General features: G+C 63.1%; 11 protein-coding genes and 3 rRNA genes. 8 read left to right on the plus strand and 6 right to left on the minus strand.

The window, feature by feature from the left end; genetic code table 11:
* Positions 1–40: 40 nt before the first annotated feature.
* A complete protein-coding gene (locus tag QFZ69_RS15405; protein WP_306919462.1) occupies positions 41–220 on the minus strand; it encodes a hypothetical protein in 180 nt (59 codons plus the stop codon).
* A 54-nt stretch (positions 221–274) separates the two neighbouring features.
* On the opposite strand from QFZ69_RS15405, the gene QFZ69_RS15410 reads away from it, so the two are divergent.
* From QFZ69_RS15410 to QFZ69_RS15435, 6 genes are all read left to right on the plus strand, one after another.
* Positions 275–1,261, plus strand: coding sequence for an HNH endonuclease (locus QFZ69_RS15410; RefSeq protein ID WP_306919463.1), 987 nt, complete (start codon positions 275–277; stop codon positions 1,259–1,261).
* Between the two features lie 347 nt (positions 1,262–1,608).
* Positions 1,609–3,045 carry a flotillin family protein gene (locus QFZ69_RS15415; RefSeq protein ID WP_306919464.1) on the plus strand — a complete coding sequence of 479 codons (1,437 nt, stop codon included), beginning with the start codon at positions 1,609–1,611 and terminating at the stop codon, positions 3,043–3,045.
* Positions 3,038–3,286, plus strand: coding sequence for a hypothetical protein (locus QFZ69_RS15420; RefSeq protein WP_306919465.1), 249 nt, complete (start codon positions 3,038–3,040; stop codon positions 3,284–3,286). Before QFZ69_RS15415 ends, QFZ69_RS15420 begins: the two co-directional genes overlap by 8 nt.
* Positions 3,287–3,467: 181 nt before the next feature.
* On the plus strand, positions 3,468–5,783 hold the full coding sequence (locus tag QFZ69_RS15425; RefSeq protein ID WP_307000222.1) for an EAL domain-containing protein: 2,316 nt from the start codon (positions 3,468–3,470) through the stop codon (positions 5,781–5,783).
* Positions 5,784–6,003: 220 nt separating this feature from the next.
* On the plus strand, positions 6,004–8,124 hold the full coding sequence (locus QFZ69_RS15430; RefSeq protein WP_307000225.1) for a bifunctional diguanylate cyclase/phosphodiesterase: 2,121 nt from the start codon (positions 6,004–6,006) through the stop codon (positions 8,122–8,124).
* A 193-nt stretch (positions 8,125–8,317) separates the two neighbouring features.
* Complete coding sequence (locus QFZ69_RS15435; protein ID WP_307000228.1) at positions 8,318–10,231, plus strand: bifunctional diguanylate cyclase/phosphodiesterase; 1,914 nt, start codon at positions 8,318–8,320, stop codon at positions 10,229–10,231.
* A 3-nt stretch (positions 10,232–10,234) separates the two neighbouring features.
* On the opposite strand, the gene QFZ69_RS15440 is transcribed toward QFZ69_RS15435, so the two are convergent.
* Positions 10,235–10,537, minus strand: coding sequence for an excalibur calcium-binding domain-containing protein (locus QFZ69_RS15440; RefSeq protein ID WP_306919470.1), 303 nt, complete (start codon positions 10,535–10,537; stop codon positions 10,235–10,237).
* Between the two features lie 50 nt (positions 10,538–10,587).
* Positions 10,588–11,475: an SDR family NAD(P)-dependent oxidoreductase gene (locus QFZ69_RS15445; RefSeq protein ID WP_306919471.1), complete on the minus strand. Its 888-nt coding sequence runs from the start codon at positions 11,473–11,475 to the stop codon at positions 10,588–10,590.
* Between the two features lie 441 nt (positions 11,476–11,916).
* Here QFZ69_RS15445 and QFZ69_RS15450 point away from each other — a divergent pair, with 441 nt between their 5' ends.
* Positions 11,917–13,341 (plus strand): MFS transporter, encoded by a 1,425-nt coding sequence (locus QFZ69_RS15450; RefSeq protein ID WP_306919472.1) that lies wholly within the window; start codon positions 11,917–11,919, stop codon positions 13,339–13,341.
* Positions 13,331–14,065, plus strand: coding sequence for an aspartate/glutamate racemase family protein (locus QFZ69_RS15455; protein WP_306919473.1), 735 nt, complete (start codon positions 13,331–13,333; stop codon positions 14,063–14,065). Before QFZ69_RS15450 ends, QFZ69_RS15455 begins: the two co-directional genes overlap by 11 nt.
* Before the next feature lie 243 nt (positions 14,066–14,308).
* Here the strand turns inward: QFZ69_RS15455 and rrf are convergent.
* The 3 genes from rrf to QFZ69_RS15470 form a co-directional block, all read right to left on the minus strand.
* Positions 14,309–14,425, minus strand: a 5S ribosomal RNA gene (gene rrf, locus QFZ69_RS15460).
* Between the two features lie 244 nt (positions 14,426–14,669).
* Positions 14,670–17,817 (minus strand): 23S ribosomal RNA (locus tag QFZ69_RS15465).
* A gap of 533 nt (positions 17,818–18,350) precedes the next feature.
* Positions 18,351–19,876, minus strand: a 16S ribosomal RNA gene (locus tag QFZ69_RS15470).
* The 16S, 23S and 5S rRNA genes sit together here, the layout of an rRNA operon.
* Between the last annotated feature and the right edge of the window lie 406 nt (positions 19,877–20,282).

Genomic DNA, 20,282 nt, shown 5'->3' on the forward strand with positions numbered 1-20,282 from the left:
ACGTAAGGTGGTCAGCCGGAAGAGGCCCCGGCAATGCGGGTCAGAAACGCAGGAGCGAATACGGCAGGCTGGGGAGGTTTCCCGCCATCCAGGGCCGTTCCGATTTTTCCGCTGGAATCTGGCCACGGCCGTCGCGGATGACAACCACCACTGTGCCAATGACGGCGAGCAGAGCGACCGCTGCCATGATGATCAGAAGGACTGCAATGGATCCAGTCATGTCCAACACCTCTAAATTGATTTTACTGCCGTTCACTCCTGCGAGAATGGCCAGATGAGCGCCATCATCCTCGGGTGGAACCCGGAAGACTGGGACCGCTGGAACTACCCGGCAGCGGTAGCCCAGGTCCGGGCGTCCGGCCTGGTCGTGGAGCGCTGGGGCGTGGGCCGGCACCAGAACATTCCAGCCGGAGCCGACGCCTGGCTGGTCCTCCAGGGTGGCCACGCCGGCGGGCTGATCGGACACGGCGTCGTCGTCTCGGAACACCCCGAACCCGCGCAACGAACCGAGCCCGCATCGGAGCAGCCGGCACCAAAGCCCGTACCGGAACAGCCGGAACACGGGCCCTCATCAGAGCGGGCTGACCTCGCCGGACGGCCGGGGCAGCAGGGGCAGCCGGAGCCGGCGGGGCAGCCGCGGCACGGAACCCGGGAGCTGACCGTGCTGGTTGCCTTCGACGCACTCCTCCCCCTCGGCGAGCAGGTTCCCGTTCACCTTCTCCATGACGCCGCCCCCGGGATTCCCTGGGACGGCCTTCCGGGCTCCGGGCTGCACGTCAAGCCGTCAGAGGAAACAAGCATCCGCGGCCTCTGGGGCGAGTCCGGACCCCAACCCGGCCCGGACCCCACCCGGCCCGTCCCGGGCACTTACCCGCAGGACGCCGTCGCCCGGGTCCTCGTGAACCGCTACGAGGAGGACGAGGAAGCACGGCGGGCCTGCCTTGCGCGCCATGGCACCAGTTGCGCGGCTTGCGGGTTCTCGTTCGAGCTGAAGTACGGCGACGCCGGCATCGACTTCAGCCAGGTCCACCACATCGTGCCGGTGGCCCAGCTCGGCAGCGGTTACCAGCTGGATCCGATCACGGACCTCGTGCCGCTCTGCGCCAACTGCCACGCCATGGCGCACCTGGGCGTCGGCACCCCCCGGACGGTGGCGGAGCTGCGCCGGATCATCGAGGAGGCCGGCTACCTGCGCGGCAGCACTGTCTCCCCCGAGGAACTCGAAGCCCAGCGCGAGGCCCGGCGGATCCTGGGGACATAGCGGGCGCCGGCAATGGCAGTAAGTCCCGGAGCAAGTCCCCGCGCCGGAAATGGCGCCGGCACGGCAGCAAATCCCGGAGCAAGTCCCGCAGCACGCCCGCGAGAACCCTGCGAGAACCCGCAGCCAACCCGCAGCACGCCGGCGGCAACCCCGGCACGCCCCCCCGCCGCCGCAGACCAGAGATTCCCTCGCCCCGCTATGGACTTCCCGACAAATACGCACCCAGACTGTCTACAACAGCTGACTTGGCGGCCCCGCATTCCGCATTCAAGTCCGGCCCGGTTCCATCGTGGCATCGTTGGGGGCTTTGTCGCAGACCTTTTCCAGCATCGTGAAAGGACCTGGTTATGCCGGATGTGTCAGCATTTCTGCCGCTTATCACCACGCTCATCGGAGCGATCCTCGTTATCGCCGCTATCTGGATTGCCACAAAGCTGATGTGGAAAGTGGCCGAACCCAATGAGGCGCTCATCATTTCGGGGCTGACGCGGGGCACGCTGGACACCCGGGCGGGCATGGATTTCAAGATCGTCACTGGCAAGGGCGCGCTCGTCCTGCCAGGGCTGCAGACAGTCCGAACCTTGTCTCTGACCCTCAATGAAACCGAACTCAAAGTTTCCTGCGTAACGTCCCAGGGTATCCAGGTGATCGTCGAGGGCGTGGTCATTTACAAGATCGGAGATGCCCCGCCCTTCATTGCCAACGCCGCACGCCGGTTCCTCGGCCAGCAGCCCAAAATGGAAAGCCAGGTCTACAACGTCTTCGAGGGGCACCTGCGCTCGATCATCGGCAGCATGACCGTGGAGGAGATCATCCGCGAGCGCGACAAGCTCGCCTCGCAGGTCCGCAGTGCCAGCGGAGTCGAAATGGAAAAGCTCGGCCTCGTGGTGGATTCCCTGCAGATCAAGGACCTGCAGGATCCCACCGGCTACATCCAGAACATCGCCAAGCCGCATATTGCCCAGGTCAAGATGGAAGCCCGCATCGCCGAGGCCACCAGGAACCGGGAAGCGGCGGAAAAGGAAGCCGAGGCAGAGGCGATGATCGCCGACGCCAGGAGCATCTCGGCAATCCGTCAATCCGTGGCGCAGGCCAACGCCGAGCGGGCCAAGGCCAACGCCGCGCAGGCCGGCCCCCTCGCCGACGCAACAGCCCGTCAGCAGGTGGTGGTCCAGGAGACGGAAGTGGCCAAGCTTGAGGCGGACCGGGAGGAACAGAAACTGCAGACCAGCATCCGCAAGCCCGCCGATGCGAAGGCCTATGCCAAGCGGACCGACGCCGAAGGCCAGAAGTCGGCCGACATCAGCGCCGCCGAAGCGCTGGCCCGGCGCACGGAACTCGAAGCGCAGGTCAACGCGCGGCGGACCGAACTGCAGGCCCAGGCCAACGCGACGGCGGCTGCCGCGGCAGCCGGAGCCACGAAGGTTACCGGCGAAGCGGAGGCTGCGGCCACGAAGGCGCGCGGCGATGCTGCCGCCTCCGCCATCAAAGCCAAGGCCCTGGCCGAGGCGGACGGTATCAAGGCCCGCGCCGAAGCCCTGGGAACCAATCAGGACGCGGTGATTTCCCAGCAGCTGGCCGAAAACATGCCGTCCATCATCGCGGCAGCAGCGGAGCCCTTCGCCCATGTCGGGCAGCTCACCGTCCTCAACGGCGGCGAGGGGATCAACCGCATGATCGGCGGCATCCTGACCCAAGTGGGCGACTACCTCCCGGCCCTCAGATCAGCTCTCCGGAACGGCAGGGAGGATTCCAGGCGACCGCAGAAAGCTCCTGATGCATAGGGACGCTGACCGGAGCCTCACCGGCAAGATCGCACGGGTTACCGGGCGCATCGGACCGGGCACCATCGGCGAAGTCATGTTGCCGTTCCGGGGGGGCACCAGCGCGTTCCACGCCCATCCCTTCGACAGGACCAGTGTCTACACCGTGGGCGAGGAGGTACTGGTCATCTACTACGAGCCACCGCAAACCGTCTACGTCGATGAACTCCCGGACGTCCTCAAGAAGGACTGGAAGGACTAGGACTAGCCGTCGCTGACCTGCGCCGTTGCTCTTCTCGTCCCGCAGCGCCGTCGCCTGGCGCCATTGCACAGCGCCGTTGCATGGCGTCGTTGCACAGCACGGTCGCAGGTGGCCCCTATGATTTCATCTGGGGAGGAACGTCAATGGAATATCGGTCTCAAATACACGCTCAGGTTCTCGCGTGACCTCGGCACAGCGCCAGACGGCGCACGATGCCACGGCGTTCGCGCGCGACGCCGGAGGTGCCAGTCCGGCGACCGGGCCCGCGCCGTCCTCCCAGGCCGTGCTCGAGTCCTGCCCGGACGCGCTCGTGGTGGTCGCCGAAGACGGCACCATCAGCATGGTCAACGCCGCCACGGAGCGCATGTTCGGCTACACGCGCGAGGAACTCGTCGGCCAGGACCACCGCATGCTGCTGGCGGAAGGCTTCCGCAGCGGTTTCCAGCGGTTGTACTTCGCCCTCCGCCAGGACGCCGACGGCGCCGCCCTCCCGCCGGTCGAAGCCTACGGTCTGCGTCGGGACGGCTCAGAGTTCCAGGGTGAAATCACCTGCTCGCTCGTGTCCCCCGCCGCACGCCCCGGCCCCGAGGCCGGCCCCAAGACGGGCCCCGACAGCGCCGCCCATGACGGCGCCCACGGCCGCACGAACGCATACCCCGGCACCGCCCCGAAACCACCCGCCCAGCCCGATGCCGGCGCCTGCATGGCCGTTCTGATCCGGGGTACCTCGCACCGGCTGGAAGCGGACACGGAGTTGCGCGCCGCGATGTCGCTGCTGACGGCCACGCTCGAATCCACCGCGGACGGCATCCTGGTGGTCGGCGGCGAAGGGCAGATCGCGGGCGTCAACAACCAGTTCACCTCCATGTGGGGTATTCCCCGGGAGCTGCTGGCCAGCCGGGACGACGAAGCCGTGATGGCCTTCGTCCAGGATCAGCTGGCGGATCCCGCCCAGTTCGTCGAAAAGATCACGGCGCTCTACGCCGACCCCGCGCAGGAAAGCCGAGACGTCCTGGTCTTCCGTGACGGCAGGACCTTTGAACGCTACTCCCGCCCGCAACTCGTCGCCGACGAGGTGGTGGGGCGGGTCTGGAGTTTCCGGGACGTCACCCCGGCCAAGACCGCCCAGGACCAGATCAACCAGGCCATGGCGGACCTCGCCGAGCAGGCAGCGCAGCTCAAGGACCTCGCCTTCAAGGACCCGCTGACCAGGCTCTCCAACCGGCAGCTTTTCAACGACCGCCTCGCCGACGCGCTGCAGGGGCCGTACGGCACCGCCGTCGACGTCCTATTGCTGGACCTGGACGATTTCAAGGAAGTCAACGACATCCATGGCCACCACGCCGGTGACCAGATGTTGATCGAGCTGGGCCGGCGGCTGTGCGCCTGCGTCCGCCCGAACGACGTCGTAGCACGGCTGGGCGGCGACGAATTCGTCGTCCTGCTGGTCGGCTCACTCGATCCCGAGGCCACCGCCGAGCGGATCGTCGAATCCCTGAGAGTGCCACTGTGGATCGACGGGACCATGCTGCGGCCCTGCCTCAGCCTGGGACTGGCCTCCATAGGCGAGGACGCCGTGGACGCCTCCGAGCTGCTGCGCCGGGCCGACGTCGCCATGTACGCGGCGAAGACCGCCGGAAAGAACCGGTACCTGCGGTTCCGGCCGGAGATGATGGCGGCCCTCGTGGAGCGCACCGAGCTGGAGGCCGGGCTGCGGCTGGCCGTCGATAGCGGCCAGATCGCCGTGCACTACCAGCCGATCGTCTCCGCCCGGCACGGCGCCGTCGTCACGGTCGAGGCGCTGGCCCGCTGGGAACGGGACGGCGAACCCGTGCCGCCGCAGCAGTTCATCCCCGTGGCGGAGCGCAGCGGCCTGATCATGGAGATCGGCACCGAGGTATTGTTCACAGGCTGCACGGAAATGAAGTCCTGGCTCGCGGAGGATGCCTCCCGGTCGCTGGCCGTCAACGTATCCGGGGTGCAGTTGCAGCACGGCGACTTCGCCGAGCTGGTGCTGGCCGTCACGGAGTCAAGCGGCGTGGACCCCCGTCAGCTGGTCCTGGAGGTCACCGAAAGTGTGTTCTTCGGCGACGACTGCCACGTGATCCAGCAACTGGCAGCCCTGCGGAAGGCCGGCGCGCGGGTAGCCCTGGACGACTTCGGCACCGGCTATTCCTCGCTGGGCCGGCTCCAGGAGCTCCCGGTGGACACCCTGAAGATCGACCGGTCCTTTGTCTCAATGATCCGCACCGGTGCAGAGAAGCTACCGATCCTCACGTCGATGATCAGCATGGCCCACGGTCTGGGCCTGACGGTCACGGCGGAAGGCGTGGAGACCGAGCATCAGGCCGAATATCTTCTGCGGCTGGAGTGCGATTCACTGCAGGGGTTGCTCTTTTCCTCCCCCGAACCGAGGCCCCTGCTGGAGCCCGCCATCAGCCGGTCGGTCGAGGCCTTCGCCTCCCTGCGCGGGGACCGGGTGTCCGGAAACCGGTAACCAACACGTGCTCCGCCTGAGCCCAGTCCAGCTGCCGCGAAAAAGCCGGGCCAAAGGTGCTGGACACAGGGCTGGGGAACCCTATGATCAGGAATACGCATTGCCCACGGTGTCGCCGCTGGGATCCGTTCTTCCTGGACACAGGGCTGGGGAACCCTATGATCAGGAATACGCATTGCCCACGGTGTCGCCGCTGGGATCCGTTCTAACAACCGTCGCTATGGGGGCCGGAATCGCCGTGGGAACCGGGTTCGAAGAGACCCTGCTTGAGCAGGGTCCGGATGCCTTCTTGCTGCTCGCCGCAGACGGCACCATAGCCTATGTCAACGCTGCCGCGGAGCGGCTCTTCGGCTACCCCCGCGAGCAACTGCTGGGGTACCAACACACCATCCTGCTCTCGGAGGACGAGCGTGGCGGATTCCTGCGCGTCTTTGGCCGCTTGGGCCGCGGAAGCCTGGCCGGCCAGCGTCCCTTCGCGGCCGCGGGCCGCCGCCGGGACGGCACCGAAATCGCCTTGGAAATCGCCTGCTCGCTCGTGACGTTCGACGCCGGCACGGCCATGGCGGTCGCCGTCCGGGATGCCAGCTACCGAATCGACGCCGATTCCGGGCGGCGCCTGGCCGTCTCGCTCCTGGATGCCACGCTGGAAACCACCGCCGACGCGATCGTGGTGGTCTCCTGCGAAGGGCAGATCACCGGAATCAATGACCAGTACCTGAAGATGTGGGGCATGCCGGCGGAGCTGGTGGCGGCCGAGGACCCGATGGCCCTGATCAGGTTCATCGCCGCGCAGCTGGTCCACCCGGAGTACTTCCTGGACAAGGTCACGACACTGTACGCGGACCGGTCGCTGCAGAGCCATGACGTGCTGGAATTCAAGGACGGCCGCACCGTGGAGCTCTACTCGCGCCCGCAGAAGGTCGCAGACACAATCATCGGCCGGATCTGGAACTTCCGGGACATCACTTCCCGGCAGCGCGCCCAGGACCAGGCCCGCCACGCCATGGAAGAACTCGCCGAGCAGGCGGACAAGCTCAAGGAACTCGCCTTCCAGGATCCGCTGACCGGCCTTGCCAATCGGATGCTGTTCAACGAGCGGGCCGCCGCCGCGCTGCTCACGCCCGAGCCGGTGCACGTACTACTGCTGGACCTGGACGACTTCAAAGAAATCAATGATGTGCTGGGCCACCATGCCGGTGACGAGATGCTGGTGGAGATCTCCCGTCGCTTGCAGAGCTGCGTGGGCCCGCACGGCACCGTCGCGCGGCTCGGCGGCGACGAGTTCGTGGTCCTGCTGGTTGGCTGCCGGGACTCCGACGCCGTCGCGCAGCGCGTTGTGACCGCCCTGAACGCCCCGGTTTCGATCGAGGGCACGCTGATCCGGCCGGGCCTGAGCCTGGGCGTGGCTTCCCGGAACGACGGCTCAACGACGTCCTCGGAACTGCTCCGGCAGGCGGACCTGGCGATGTACGCCGCCAAGGAGGCCGGGAAGAACCGCTACGTGCACTTCCAGCCCGCGATGCTCGCGGCGCTGCTGGAACGCACCCAGCTCACGGCCGGGCTGCGGCGCGCCGTGGAGCTGGGCCAGATCACCGTGCACTACCAGCCCGTGATCTCCGCGGACCGGCTCGACGTCGTCCAGTTCGAAGCCCTGGCCCGCTGGGACTGGCGCGGAGAGCTGATGTCCCCGGATGACTTCATTCAGACCGCAGAGCGCAGCGGCCTGATCCGGGACATCGGCGCCGAGGTGCTGCGACGCAGCTGCTCCGAGCTGCAGCCATGGCTGGCGGCGGATTCTTTCCGGAGCCTCGCCGTGAACGTCTCCGGCGTGCAGTTGCAGCACCGCGACTTCGCCGAGCGCGTCCTGGACATCGCGGCCTGGAGCCGCGTCGATCCGCACCAACTGGTGCTGGAAGTGACAGAGAGCGTGTTTTTCGACGCCGACACGCACGTTATCTCCCAGCTCTCCAGCCTGCGCGCGGCCGGGATCCGGGTGGCGCTGGACGACTTCGGGACGGGGTACTCGTCGCTGGGCCGGCTGCAGGATCTGCCGGTGGACGTCGTCAAGATCGACAAGTCCTTTGTGTCCATGCTGCAGACCGGTGTGGAGAAGCTCCCGATCCTGACCTCGATGATCCACATGGCCCGCAGCCTGGGGCTGAAGGTCACGGCCGAAGGCATCGAGACAGCGGCCCAGGCGCGGTACCTGATGGAGCATGGATGCGATGCGCTGCAGGGCTACCTGTTCTCCCGCCCGGTGCCCGAATCCGAGCGGCAAAATGCGGTGCGGAAGTCGGCTGCAGCCATCGCCGCGCTGGAGGGCGTCCCGCTCCCGGGATAGCAGTTCGGGCCAGGGTCCCGGACGGCGGTTCGGCGCCTGCTGCAGGGGCTGCTGTGGCGACACATTCGCCCTCCACCTGGGCCGGAGCATGCCGTAGTGTCCCACACCACATATGATGCAGGAAACGCAGCCCACGGTGTTCGTCACGTGGTCCCTGCAACTCGTATCCGACGCTTGGGGGCAGGCAAACATCTTGGACTCTGGATTCGCACAAATTCTGCTGGAACACACCCCGGATGCGCTGCTGCTGCTCGCCCCGGACGGATCCATTTCCTTCCTGAACGCGGCCGCGGAGGACCTCTTCGGCTACACCCGCGCCCAGCTGCTCGGCGCCGATTCCAGCCTGCTGCTGGCTGAGGCCTCGCGGGAAGACTTCCATGGTGTGCTCGCCGGCCTTGGCGGCACCGCAGCCCGCTCCCGCCAGCCCTTCGCCGGCTCCGGCCGCCGCTCCGACGGTACCGAGGTCCCCGTCGAGATCACCTGCTCGGTGCTCCCCACCGGGCCCAACGCCGCCGACGCCGCCGATGCCGCTCCGGCCGCCGCACACGGGGCCGGAGTGCAGTCCGCCGCCCACGCCGACGCACACTCCGCCCACGTCGGCGCACACTCCGCACCCCAGTCGGGGCCGTCCGTCGCACTCTCGGTCCGCGGCGCCGGGCACCGGCAGGCTGCCTCGTCCGGCAATCCACAAAGCCCCGCCGCCGCGTCGGCGGACACCGCAACGCACCGCCGTCGCACTCCTGCCGGGGCAGCTGCCGCTCCGGCGGCTCCCGCGGCTCCCGCGGCCTACGCCGACCGCGATGACCAGCTGCGGGCCGGGGTGCTGCGGGACCAGCTGACCGCGCTACCCAACGGGACCCTGTTCAACGAGCGCCTGGCCGCCGCACTGCGCCGCCCGGACCCGGTGGATGTGCTGCTGCTGAACGTCGATGACCTCAAGAGCCTGAACGACATGCTGGGCCGTTCGTCCGCCGACGAGCTGCTCGTGGAGGTGGCCAGACGGCTGCGCAACTGCATCCGGCCGCACGACACCGTGGCCCGGCTGGGCGGCGACGAGTTCGTGGTGCTGCTGACCGAATGCCTCAACGCGGACGCGGTGGCCCGGCGGATCGCGGAGTCGCTGCTCGAGCCGATGCGCGTCGCCGGGACCCTGGTCCGGCCCGGACTGAGCATGGGACTGGCCTCCAAGACTCCGCAGACCATGGACGGGGCGGAACTGCTGCGGCAGGCGGACGCGGCCCTGACCGCGGCGAAGGCCGAGGGGCCGCACAACTGGCTGCGGTTCAGGCCGGAAATGCTGAACGCGGCGGCCCACCGGACCGGCGGCGAAACCGGGCTGCGGCGGGCGGTGGAGCTGGGCCAGATCTCGGTCCACTACCAGCCCGTGGTGTCCCCCGGACTTGGCGCCGTGGTGCAGTTCGAGGCACTCGCGCGCTGGGAACGCCATGGGACGGTGGTTCCGCCCAACGAGTTCCTGCCGGTGGCAGAGCAGAGCGGGCTGATCCGGGAGATCGGCGACGAGGTCCTGCGCCGTGCCTGCGCCGAGATCCGTCCCTGGCTCGCCGGGGACGCCAGCTACAGCGTCGCCGTGAACGTCTCCGGCCTGCAGTTCCAGAACCGCGATTTCGCCACGGATGTGCTTGCCATTGTGGCGTCCACCGGCGTGGACGCGCGCCAGCTCACGCTCGAACTGACCGAAAGTGCATTCTTCGACGCCGATTCGGACGTGCTGCGGCAGCTCCGCCAACTGCGCGAGGCCGGCGTCCGGATAGCGATGGACGACTTCGGCACCGGCTATGCCTCGCTGGGCCGGCTCAAGGAGCTGCCGCTGGACACGGTCAAGATCGACCGGTCCTTCGTCGCGATGATCAAGACCGGCCGGGAGCAGCTGCCGTTCTTCAACACCATGGTCAGCGCCGCACATACCCTGGGCCTGAGGGTCACGGCCGAGGGCATCGAGACCCCGGCGCAGGCCAAGTACCTGATGGACCGCGGCTGCGACTCCCTGCAGGGCTACCTGTTCGCCAAGCCGGCCCCGGCCAGCGACCTGGCCGGGACCATGGAAAGCGCGCTAACGGCTATCGACAAGGTCGACGCCGCCCGCTGAGTATCAGCGTTTTTCGCAGGCGATTCCGTCGTTGTCACGGTCCAGGTCGTACTCCCTGTTGTGACGTTTAGCGCCCCCGTCGTTGTAGCTATACACAGTGCTATTCACCCGGAAGGTCGTGACCCGCTTTCCGGACGTTTTATCCCGTGCACCGCTCTTGCCGACTCCGTGCGGATAAACCTTATTGAGTTCGGTGCAATTCTTGTACGACCTCGGCGACGGTGCAGCATTTGCCGGCATCACCGAAACGGTCAAGAGCAGCGCCGTCGCCGCCACAGTCGCGACGAAAACCTTCTTTACCAGCATATAAATAGAACTCCCCCATAAAGAAAGCCAAGGCCGCTCGTCGGCAAAGGCTAAAGGAATGCTATCCCAGCATTCGAGTCCTGCGGCGTTTGCTTGCCCCGCGAGCGGAGCTTATCGAGATCCTGCGCCACCATCGCCTCGCTGCGCTCCCACAGCTCCCGGGCCAGCCCGGCGTCGTACGCCTGCTTGTTGGCCTTCGCGAGGGCACGCTTGGCGTAGTAGGCGCCGGAGATCCAGTCCTGCCCAGGGGTCGCAGTAGCGAGCCACACGAGTGTGTCCGCGCCCTGTTCGGGGCTCAGCAGGAAGCGGTTGAGGAAGGTCTTGTACGCGTGCCGCATCGGGCTCGTGGACTCCGCCGCGAAGTTGGTGGCGACCACGCCGGGGTGGAAGGCCGCCGTCGTGATTCCCTCGGCGCCGTAGCGGTGGTTCAGTTCGGTGGTGAACAGGATGTTCGCGAGTTTGCCGGTGCCGTACGCGCGGTTGGTGGAGTAGTTCTGCGCGGAGTCCAGGTCGTTGAGGTCCAGCTTGCCGAAGCCGTTGGCGGCGCTGGAGGTGTTGATGACGGTGGCGTTGCTGGCGGTGAGCACATCCATCAGCTCGGTGGTGAGCAGGAACGGCGCCAGGTGGTTGATCTGGAAGGTCTTCTCGTGGCCGTCCACGCTGAGCTGCCGGGGGCCCATGATCCCGCCGGCGTTGTTGGCCAGGACGTCGATCCGCGGGTACTTCTCTTTCAGCTGCAGAGCGAGCTCGCGCACCTGCGCCAGCTCCGCGAAATCGGCGACGAAGTAGTCGGCACCGATTTCCTTCGCCATCCGTTCGGTCTTCCCGGCGGACCGCCCGACGACGACCACCCGCTCCCCCTGCTGGCTCAAGATCCGGGCGGCGGACGCGCCGATGCCGTCGCTGGCTCCGGTGATGACGATGGTCCGTGCGGTCATGAGGCGTCCCTGCGATTGGAAGCGGCTGGCGCTTCTACAACGAGGCCGGCGCGACTTATGTTCCGCGGCTTCAGCCCGGATTATTCAAGATCGTCGGGGTGCCGGGGTTTCTCAGGCCAGGAGTCGGACCTGTTGTCGGAGGCTGTTCTTCAGCTCGGCATGGCGGCCACGAGTTGCGAACGATCGTTGCCGAGCGCCCTTAAAACGGCCATGAGCTACATCGACGTAGGCCGACGCTACCGGGGGTAGTTACCCCATCCGCCCCGGTTCATCGTCCGTGGTCACAATCAGTAAGTTCGCCTAGTCGTTGAGATAACCTTCGGTCTCGTGTAACTTGGCTCACATATTCCTTATGGCGATAGGGAATATCCATGATACGGAAACTATTGGTCGGTGCGTTCAATGATGAGCGACCGGCTGCTGGCTCATAAGGAGCGGACTGTGGAAGAAAAAATTGCGGAGGCGGGGAGCACGAAGACGTCCCTCGCACAACAAATTGAAGGCGCCTACCAGCGCATTGGCGTCACCGGGGCCCACCGGCAGATTGTCCTGATGATCTTGCTTGGGGTCTTCTTCGACGCTCTCGAACAGAACGCAGTCGGCATCACCGGGCCGGTCCTGCGGGAATCCTGGGGTCTGGGCGCGACCGACATCGGGCTCCTGAACACGATGACCTTCACCGCCACCGCCCTGGGGCGGCTGGCGACCGGGCTGATCATCGACAAATACGGCCGACGGAACATGCTGGTAATCAACCTGATCATCTTCGCCGGCGGCTCGCTGCTGTGCGCCATAGCGCCCAACTACCCGGTCCTGGCCGCCGGACGCTTTGTCGTCGGATTCGGCCTGGGTGGGGAAATCGCCGTCGCGGTCATCATGATGGCCGAGTTCTTCGCAGCCAAGCACCGGGGCACCGCCGTCGGCCTGATCAACGTCACCGCCGCCGGGCTTGGCAACATGCTCGCACCGGCCTTCGGAATCCTCGTCTTCACCCTCTTCGACGGCCCGGACAAGTGGCGCTGGGTCTTCGGCCTGCTGTTCATTCCGGCACTGCTGGTCATGTTCTTCCGCCGATACGTGCCGGAAACACCCCGCTTCCTGGCCTCGAAGGGACGGCTCGATGAAGCCAACATGGTCATCACCCGGCTCGCCAGGGGAAAGCTCTCTGGCCGAATCGATGACCCCGAGGTCTACATCACCGCCGTGCCCGGTCCAGCCACCACGGAATCCAAGGGGCACTGGAAGGACGCGCTGCGTGGCCGGCTCCTGAAGCGGACCGTCCTGCTCTGCGTCGCCGTGTGCATGTCCTACGCTGCCCAGATCTCAATGCTGACCCTGATGCCGACAATCCTGGTCTCCCGCGGCTACGCGGTAAACACCAGCCTCTGGTTCACCCTCATCATGCAGTCAGGATCGCTCATCGGCGCCGCAACCGCCGCGTTCCTGGCCAGCAGGCTGCCCCGCAAGAAGGTCCTCACGGGCGCCGCGATCCTGGGCTGCGCCGCCGGGCTATCGATGGCCTTCCTCGCGAACGACATAGTCCTCGTCGTGCTCTTCGGGGTGCTCTTCAACTTTTCCGTCATCATCCTCAACACCACCATCTGGCTTTTCGCCCCCGAACTGTACCCCACCCGCACCCGCGGCTTCGGCACATCCATCATCCTCGCGGCCGGATCCCTGGCAGGTGGCCTGTTCCCGCTCATCTCCGGCGTCATCTTCGACGCCGCCGGGCTCATGGGCATGTTCACGACCCTGGCCGGGCTCTTCATCGTCCTTGGCATCGTCGTGCAATTCCCCCCGGAAACATTCGGACAGCCCCTCGAAGAAGACGCCAGCGAGGACGAAGGAGCCATCTATGGTCACTGAGCCCAATACAAGTGAGCAGGCAACGGTCCTCCTGGTCAACCCGAACAGCAACCAGCGGACCACCGAGCTAATGACGGCCATTGCCGCCGACATCCTGGGCCCCGAAGGCCTGGAAGTGATAGGCCTGACCGCCGCCAAAGGCCCCACCATGATCATCGACCCGGACTCCCTGGCAGAATCTGCCCGTTACGTGCAGGACGCTGTGAACGGCTACATGCGGGGTCCGGACGGAAGCAGCGTCGAGGCGGTTATTATTGCAGCCATCGGTGATCCAGGTCGGGCCTCCCTTGCAGAAAGCCTTGAAGTACCAGTCATTGGTATCGGCCAGGCTTCCATCCGATCAGCCTGTGGGGAGGGCCGCAAGTTCGGCATGGCAACGAGCACTCCCCTGCTCGCAGATTCCCTGACCGCCCTGGTCGAAGAGCACGGTCGACGCGAATGGTTCACAGGAGTCAGGCTCACGCCGTCTGAACCGCTCGTCCTGGCCGCCAACCCCGACCGCCAGTTTCAGGAACTTGCAGAGGCGGTCAAGGAAGCAAGTGAGAAGGATGGAGCGGAAGCGGTCATCATTGCCGGCGGGCCCTTAAGCGAAACCGCCCGGCGGCTGGCCTTGACCAGCACCGCCGACATCATCCAACCCGTGCCGAGCGCCTGCTCGATGGTCCTCGAAAGGCTTTCTCATCAGCGGATAGCGGATCGCACGCCGCTGGCCAACATAAAGTAAGCATCCTCATGATGCTTGGAGGCATGACCGAACGGCCGCTAACCAAAGGAGGAAACACCATGGGAAGCACGCGCCCAGCCCGGCGACCCGCGTCCATCAGCCACGCCCAAAATCCGATTCAGCCCGCGGGGACGGCAAAACCCCGGTCCCGGCCGCCTCTACGCCCTCATCTGCGATAAGCCGGTTAAATGCGGGAGAGCCTCCAACCTGGTGGTTGGAGGCTCTCGACCGTTTCTAATGGTTGTCCGGCGGTGACCTACTCTCCCACACCCTCCCGGGTGCAGTACCATCGGCGCTGTGGGTCTTAGCTTCCGGGTTCGGGATGGGACCGGGCGTTTCCCCCACGCTATGACCGCCGTAACCCTTGCTCCCGCCCCGCCTGGCTGTGCCCGGGGGTGGGAAAACTTTGGTGTTACAACATGTGCTCTGCCCTGTTGGGGGCAGTTGTGGTGTTGTTATTCAGTTGTGGTTTCGTTCCCGTGGCAACAAAGCCCGGGGACCGGGTTTGTTGGTTGGGAACCACATAGTGGACGCAAGCAGTCTTGTTTCTTTGTACCCTCTTCATGGTGTGAACGTCTTTTGAATCCGTTCACGGAGAGGGTGTGTGGTGTAAGTTATCGGCCTATTAGTACCGGTCAGCTTCACGAGTCGTTAGTCCTCGCTTCCACATCCGGCCTATCAACCCAGTGGTCTGGCTGGGGGCCTCTCACACACAAGGTGTATGGAAATCTCATCTCGAAGCGAGCTTCCCGCTTAGATGCTTTCAGCGGTTATCCCATCCGAACGTAGCTAATCAGCGGTGCACTTGGCAGTACAACTGACACACCAGAGGTTCGTCCGTCCCGGTCCTCTCGTACTAAGGACAGCCCTTCTCAAATTTCCTGCGCGCGCAGCGGATAGGGACCGAACTGTCTCACGACGTTCTAAACCCAGCTCGCGTACCGCTTTAATGGGCGAACAGCCCAACCCTTGGGACCTACTCCAGCCCCAGGATGCGACGAGCCGACATCGAGGTGCCAAACCATGCCGTCGATATGGACTCTTGGGCAAGATCAGCCTGTTATCCCCGAGGTACCTTTTATCCGTTGAGCGACGGCCATTCCACAATGTACCGCCGGATCACTAGTCCCGACTTTCGTCCCTGCTCGAGATGTCTCTCTCACAGTCAAGCTCCCTTGTGCACTTACACTCGACACCTGATTGCCAACCAGGCTGAGGGAACCTTTGGGCGCCTCCGTTACTTTTTAGGAGGCAACCGCCCCAGTTAAACTACCCATCAGGCACTGTCCCTGACCCGGATTACGGGCCGAAGTTAGATGTCCAAAGTGACCAGAGTGGTATTTCAACGATGACTCCACCCGAACTGGCGTCCGGGCTTCAACGTCTCCCACCTATCCTACACAAGCCACTCCGAACACCAATACCAAACTATAGTAAAGGTCTCGGGGTCTTTCCGTCCTGCTGCGCGTAACGAGCATCTTTACTCGTACTGCAATTTCGCCGAGTTTATGGTTGAGACAGCGGGGAAGTCGTTACTCCATTCGTGCAGGTCGGAACTTACCCGACAAGGAATTTCGCTACCTTAGGATGGTTATAGTTACCACCGCCGTTTACTGGGGCTTGAATTCTCAGCTTCGCCTTGCGGCTAACCGGTCCTCTTAACCTTCCAGCACCGGGCAGGAGTCAGTCCGTATACATCGTCTTGCGACTTCGCACGGACCTGTGTTTTTAGTAAACAGTCGCTTCCCCCTGGTCTCTGCGGCCCCTGCACGCTCCGGACAGCAAGTGTCCATCACGATGGGGGCCCCCCTTCTCCCGAAGTTACGGGGGCATTTTGCCGAGTTCCTTAACCATAATTCTCTCGATCGCCTTAGTATTCTCTACCTGATCACCTGTGTCGGTTTGGGGTACGGGCGGCTAAAACCTCGCGTCGATGCTTTTCTCGGCAGCATAGGATCACCGAATCCCCCCATACGGGGGTCCCATCGGGTCTCAGGCATCATGAACGGCGGATTTGCCTACCGTTCGCCCTACATCCTTAGACCGGGACAACCATCGCCCGGCTCGGCTACCTTCCTGCGTCACACCTGTTAATACGCTTGCCTCCCGGGATCAGGTCCCGCGCTCCACCAAAACCCTTCCACCACAAGGGCGGTCGGGCAGGTTTCGGGCGGTTAGTATCCCCCGTTCAGCATGGGCGGTTTTTCGCCGGTACGGGAATATCAACCCGTTGTCCATCGACTACGCCTGTCGGCCTCGCCTTAGGTCCCGACTTACCCAGGGCAGATTAGCTTGACCCTGGAACCCTTGATCATTCGGCGGACGGGTTTCTCACCCGTCTTTCGCTACTCATGCCTGCATTCTCACTCGTGTAGGCTCCACCGCTGGTTTACACCGCGACTTCACTGCCCACACGACGCTCCCCTACCACTCCAGACGCCTGAACCAACCCCACAACGGGGGCGGCTTGGCTATCATCTGAAATCCACAACTTCGGCGGTGTACTTGAGCCCCGCTACATTGTCGGCGCGGAATCACTTGACCAGTGAGCTATTACGCACTCTTTTAAGGATGGCTGCTTCTAAGCCAACCTCCTGGTTGTCTTCGCAACTCCACATCCTTTCCCACTTAGCACACGCTTAGGGGCCTTAGTTGGTGGTCTGGGCTGTTTCCCTCTCGACTATGAAGCTTATCCCCCACAGTCTCACTGCTGCGCTCTCACTTACCGGCATTCGGAGTTTGGCTGACGTCAGTAACCTTGTAGGGCCCATTAGCCATCCAGTAGCTCTACCTCCGGTAAGAAACACGCAACGCTGCACCTAAATGCATTTCGGGGAGAACCAGCTATCACGAAGTTTGATTGGCCTTTCACCCCTACCCACAGCTCATCCCCTCCATTTTCAACTGAAGTGGGTTCGGTCCTCCACGACGTCTTACCGTCGCTTCAACCTGGCCATGGGTAGATCACTTCGCTTCGGGTCTAGATCACGCCACTGCAACGCCCTATTCAGACTCGCTTTCGCTACGGCTTCCCCACACGGGTTAACCTCGCGACGTAACACTAACTCGCAGGCTCATTCTTCAAAAGGCACGCCGTCACCCCAACACAGCAAGCTGCGGAGGCTCCGACGGATTGTAAGCACACGGTTTCAGGTACTGTTTCACTCCCCTCCCGGGGTACTTTTCACCTTTCCCTCACGGTACTGGTCCGCTATCGGTCATTAGGGAGTATTTAGGCTTATCAGGTGGTCCTGACAGATTCACACGGGATTTCTCGGGCCCCGTGCTACTTGGGATACTTCACCAGGCGGTACACAACATTTCGGTTACGGGGCTCACACCCTCTCTGGCCGGCCTTTCAAGACCGTTCACCTATGCCTGTACTACTCACCTTCTCAGTCCGGCAGAACTGAAGCGGGAAGTCCCACAACCCCGACCATGCAACGCCCGCCGGCTATCACACATGGAACGGTTTAGCCTGATCCGCGTTCGCTCGCCACTACTGACGGAATCACTATTGTTTTCTCTTCCTGCGGGTACTGAGATGTTTCACTTCCCCGCGTTCCCTCCACGCACCCTATGTGTTCAGATGCGGGTCACCAGGCAGCTCGCGCCCCTGGCGGGGTTTCCCCATTCGGACACCCTGGGATCACAGTCCGGTTATCGACTCCCCCAGGCTTATCGCAGATTCCTACGTCCTTCTTCGGCTCCTAATGCCAAGGCATCCACCGTGTGCTCTTAAAAACTTGACCACAAAAGATCAAAAAACTAATTCACGAGAGAACCATGAAAACCATCACCCCGTCCCCGAAGGCACGGAACAACAGATCCAGGTTCATATTCTTGGAAATTGCTTCTTATAAAAGATGCTCGCGTCCACTATGTAGTTCTCAAACAACAACCCCGTACCACACCCCCACACACCAGCCCTCCCAAACGGAAGAGCCCCACGTGCATGCCCGGTGCAGCCAGGAAACCAGAAACACAAGTCCCACACCACCACCACATCCCCGCAAGGGAACCCGGCCGTGCCATGGTCCTGTTGTCTCAGGACCCAACAGTGTGCCAAACACTAAACCGTCTCCCTCTCCTCCCGGGACCGTTCCAGGACCTGCTCCGAAGAGCTGGTCCGTACTGGGTCAGGAAGAGACGATGACGGCCGCTATTCGTTGATATTCCACCCGTGAGCACCCGCCGCAGAACTTGCGTCTGCGCAACGGGCGTACTCCTGACAAACCCTCCACACTCACATACATGAGGCAAGGTGATTGTAGGTGCTCCTTAGAAAGGAGGTGATCCAGCCGCACCTTCCGGTACGGCTACCTTGTTACGACTTAGTCCCAATCGCCAGTCCCACCTTCGACAGCTCCCTCCCACAAGGGGTTAGGCCACCGGCTTCGGGTGTTACCAACTTTCGTGACTTGACGGGCGGTGTGTACAAGGCCCGGGAACGTATTCACCGCAGCGTTGCTGATCTGCGATTACTAGCGACTCCGACTTCATGGGGTCGAGTTGCAGACCCCAATCCGAACTGAGACCGGCTTTTTGGGATTAGCTCCACCTCACAGTATCGCAACCCTTTGTACCGGCCATTGTAGCATGCGTGAAGCCCAAGACATAAGGGGCATGATGATTTGACGTCGTCCCCACCTTCCTCCGAGTTGACCCCGGCAGTCTCCTATGAGTCCCCGCCATCACGCGCTGGCAACATAGAACGAGGGTTGCGCTCGTTGCGGGACTTAACCCAACATCTCACGACACGAGCTGACGACAACCATGCACCACCTGTAAACCGACCGCAAGCGGGGCGCCTGTTTCCAGGCGTTTCCGGTTCATGTCAAGCCTTGGTAAGGTTCTTCGCGTTGCATCGAATTAATCCGCATGCTCCGCCGCTTGTGCGGGCCCCCGTCAATTCCTTTGAGTTTTAGCCTTGCGGCCGTACTCCCCAGGCGGGGCACTTAATGCGTTAGCTACGGTACGGAAAACGTGGAATGTCCCCCACACCTAGTGCCCAACGTTTACGGCATGGACTACCAGGGTATCTAATCCTGTTCGCTCCCCATGCTTTCGCTCCTCAGCGTCAGTTAATGCCCAGAGACCTGCCTTCGCCATCGGTGTTCCTCCTGATATCTGCGCATTTCACCGCTACACCAGGAATTCCAGTCTCCCCTACATCACTCTAGTCTGCCCGTACCCACCGCAGATCCGGAGTTGAGCCCCGGACTTTCACGGCAGACGCGACAAACCGCCTACGAGCTCTTTACGCCCAATAATTCCGGATAACGCTTGCGCCCTACGTATTACCGCGGCTGCTGGCACGTAGTTAGCCGGCGCTTCTTCTGCAGGTACCGTCACTTTCGCTTCTTCCCTACTGAAAGAGGTTTACAACCCGAAGGCCGTCATCCCTCACGCGGCGTCGCTGCATCAGGCTTGCGCCCATTGTGCAATATTCCCCACTGCTGCCTCCCGTAGGAGTCTGGGCCGTGTCTCAGTCCCAGTGTGGCCGGTCACCCTCTCAGGCCGGCTACCCGTCGTCGCCTTGGTGAGCCATTACCTCACCAACAAGCTGATAGGCCGCGAGTCCATCCAAAACCACAATAAAGCTTTCCACCCCCCACCATGCGATGAGGAGTCATATCCGGTATTAGACCCAGTTTCCCAGGCTTATCCCAGAGTTAAGGGCAGGTTACTCACGTGTTACTCACCCGTTCGCCACTAATCACCGGTGCAAGCACCGGGTCATCGTTCGACTTGCATGTGTTAAGCACGCCGCCAGCGTTCATCCTGAGCCAGGATCAAACTCTCCGTTGAAGTAAAACAAAAACAGACACAACCAACACCCCCGGGAAAACGGGAGAAACCGGCTGCACAAAATTTGAAACCAGCTGTAAAAACCAGACCACACCACGGGGTGGCGGGCCCGGCAAAACAACCAATCCATATAAATAAATTGGTATCAACAAACTTGGCACACTATTGAGTTCTCAAACAACAGACACATTCGGATACTTGCCGAAACAATCCATCTAAATTCAATGAATTCTTTTGTTTCGCTTTCTTCGCTGCGATATCTAAAGCTTATTTCATTCATATCCACTTTGCAAATCCGGGATATTCACCCGAAATTCGCATTGGCGACTGAATCCGCCCAGCAAAATAAGAAGCAAAGTTCCTTTTCTGCGTCTCGTACAGGACGAGTCGAAGAGCAAGATTATCG

This window comes from Arthrobacter sp. V1I7 (assembly GCF_030817015.1).
In the GTDB taxonomy this organism is placed as follows: domain Bacteria; phylum Actinomycetota; class Actinomycetes; order Actinomycetales; family Micrococcaceae; genus Arthrobacter.

Bases quoted from the DNA above. Each gene is read 5' to 3' on its own strand.
- QFZ69_RS15405 (WP_306919462.1), bottom strand. From the start codon at position 220: ATGACTGGATCCATTGCAGTCCTTCTGATCATCATGGCAGCGGTCGCT.
- QFZ69_RS15410 (WP_306919463.1), top strand. From the start codon at position 275: ATGAGCGCCATCATCCTCGGGTGGAACCCGGAAGACTGGGACCGCTGG.
- QFZ69_RS15415 (WP_306919464.1), top strand. From the start codon at position 1,609: ATGCCGGATGTGTCAGCATTTCTGCCGCTTATCACCACGCTCATCGGA.
- QFZ69_RS15420 (WP_306919465.1), top strand. From the start codon at position 3,038: ATGCATAGGGACGCTGACCGGAGCCTCACCGGCAAGATCGCACGGGTT.
- QFZ69_RS15430 (WP_307000225.1), top strand. From the start codon at position 6,004: ATGGGGGCCGGAATCGCCGTGGGAACCGGGTTCGAAGAGACCCTGCTT.
- QFZ69_RS15440 (WP_306919470.1), bottom strand. From the start codon at position 10,537: ATGCTGGTAAAGAAGGTTTTCGTCGCGACTGTGGCGGCGACGGCGCTG.
- QFZ69_RS15445 (WP_306919471.1), bottom strand. From the start codon at position 11,475: ATGACCGCACGGACCATCGTCATCACCGGAGCCAGCGACGGCATCGGC.
- QFZ69_RS15455 (WP_306919473.1), top strand. From the start codon at position 13,331: ATGGTCACTGAGCCCAATACAAGTGAGCAGGCAACGGTCCTCCTGGTC.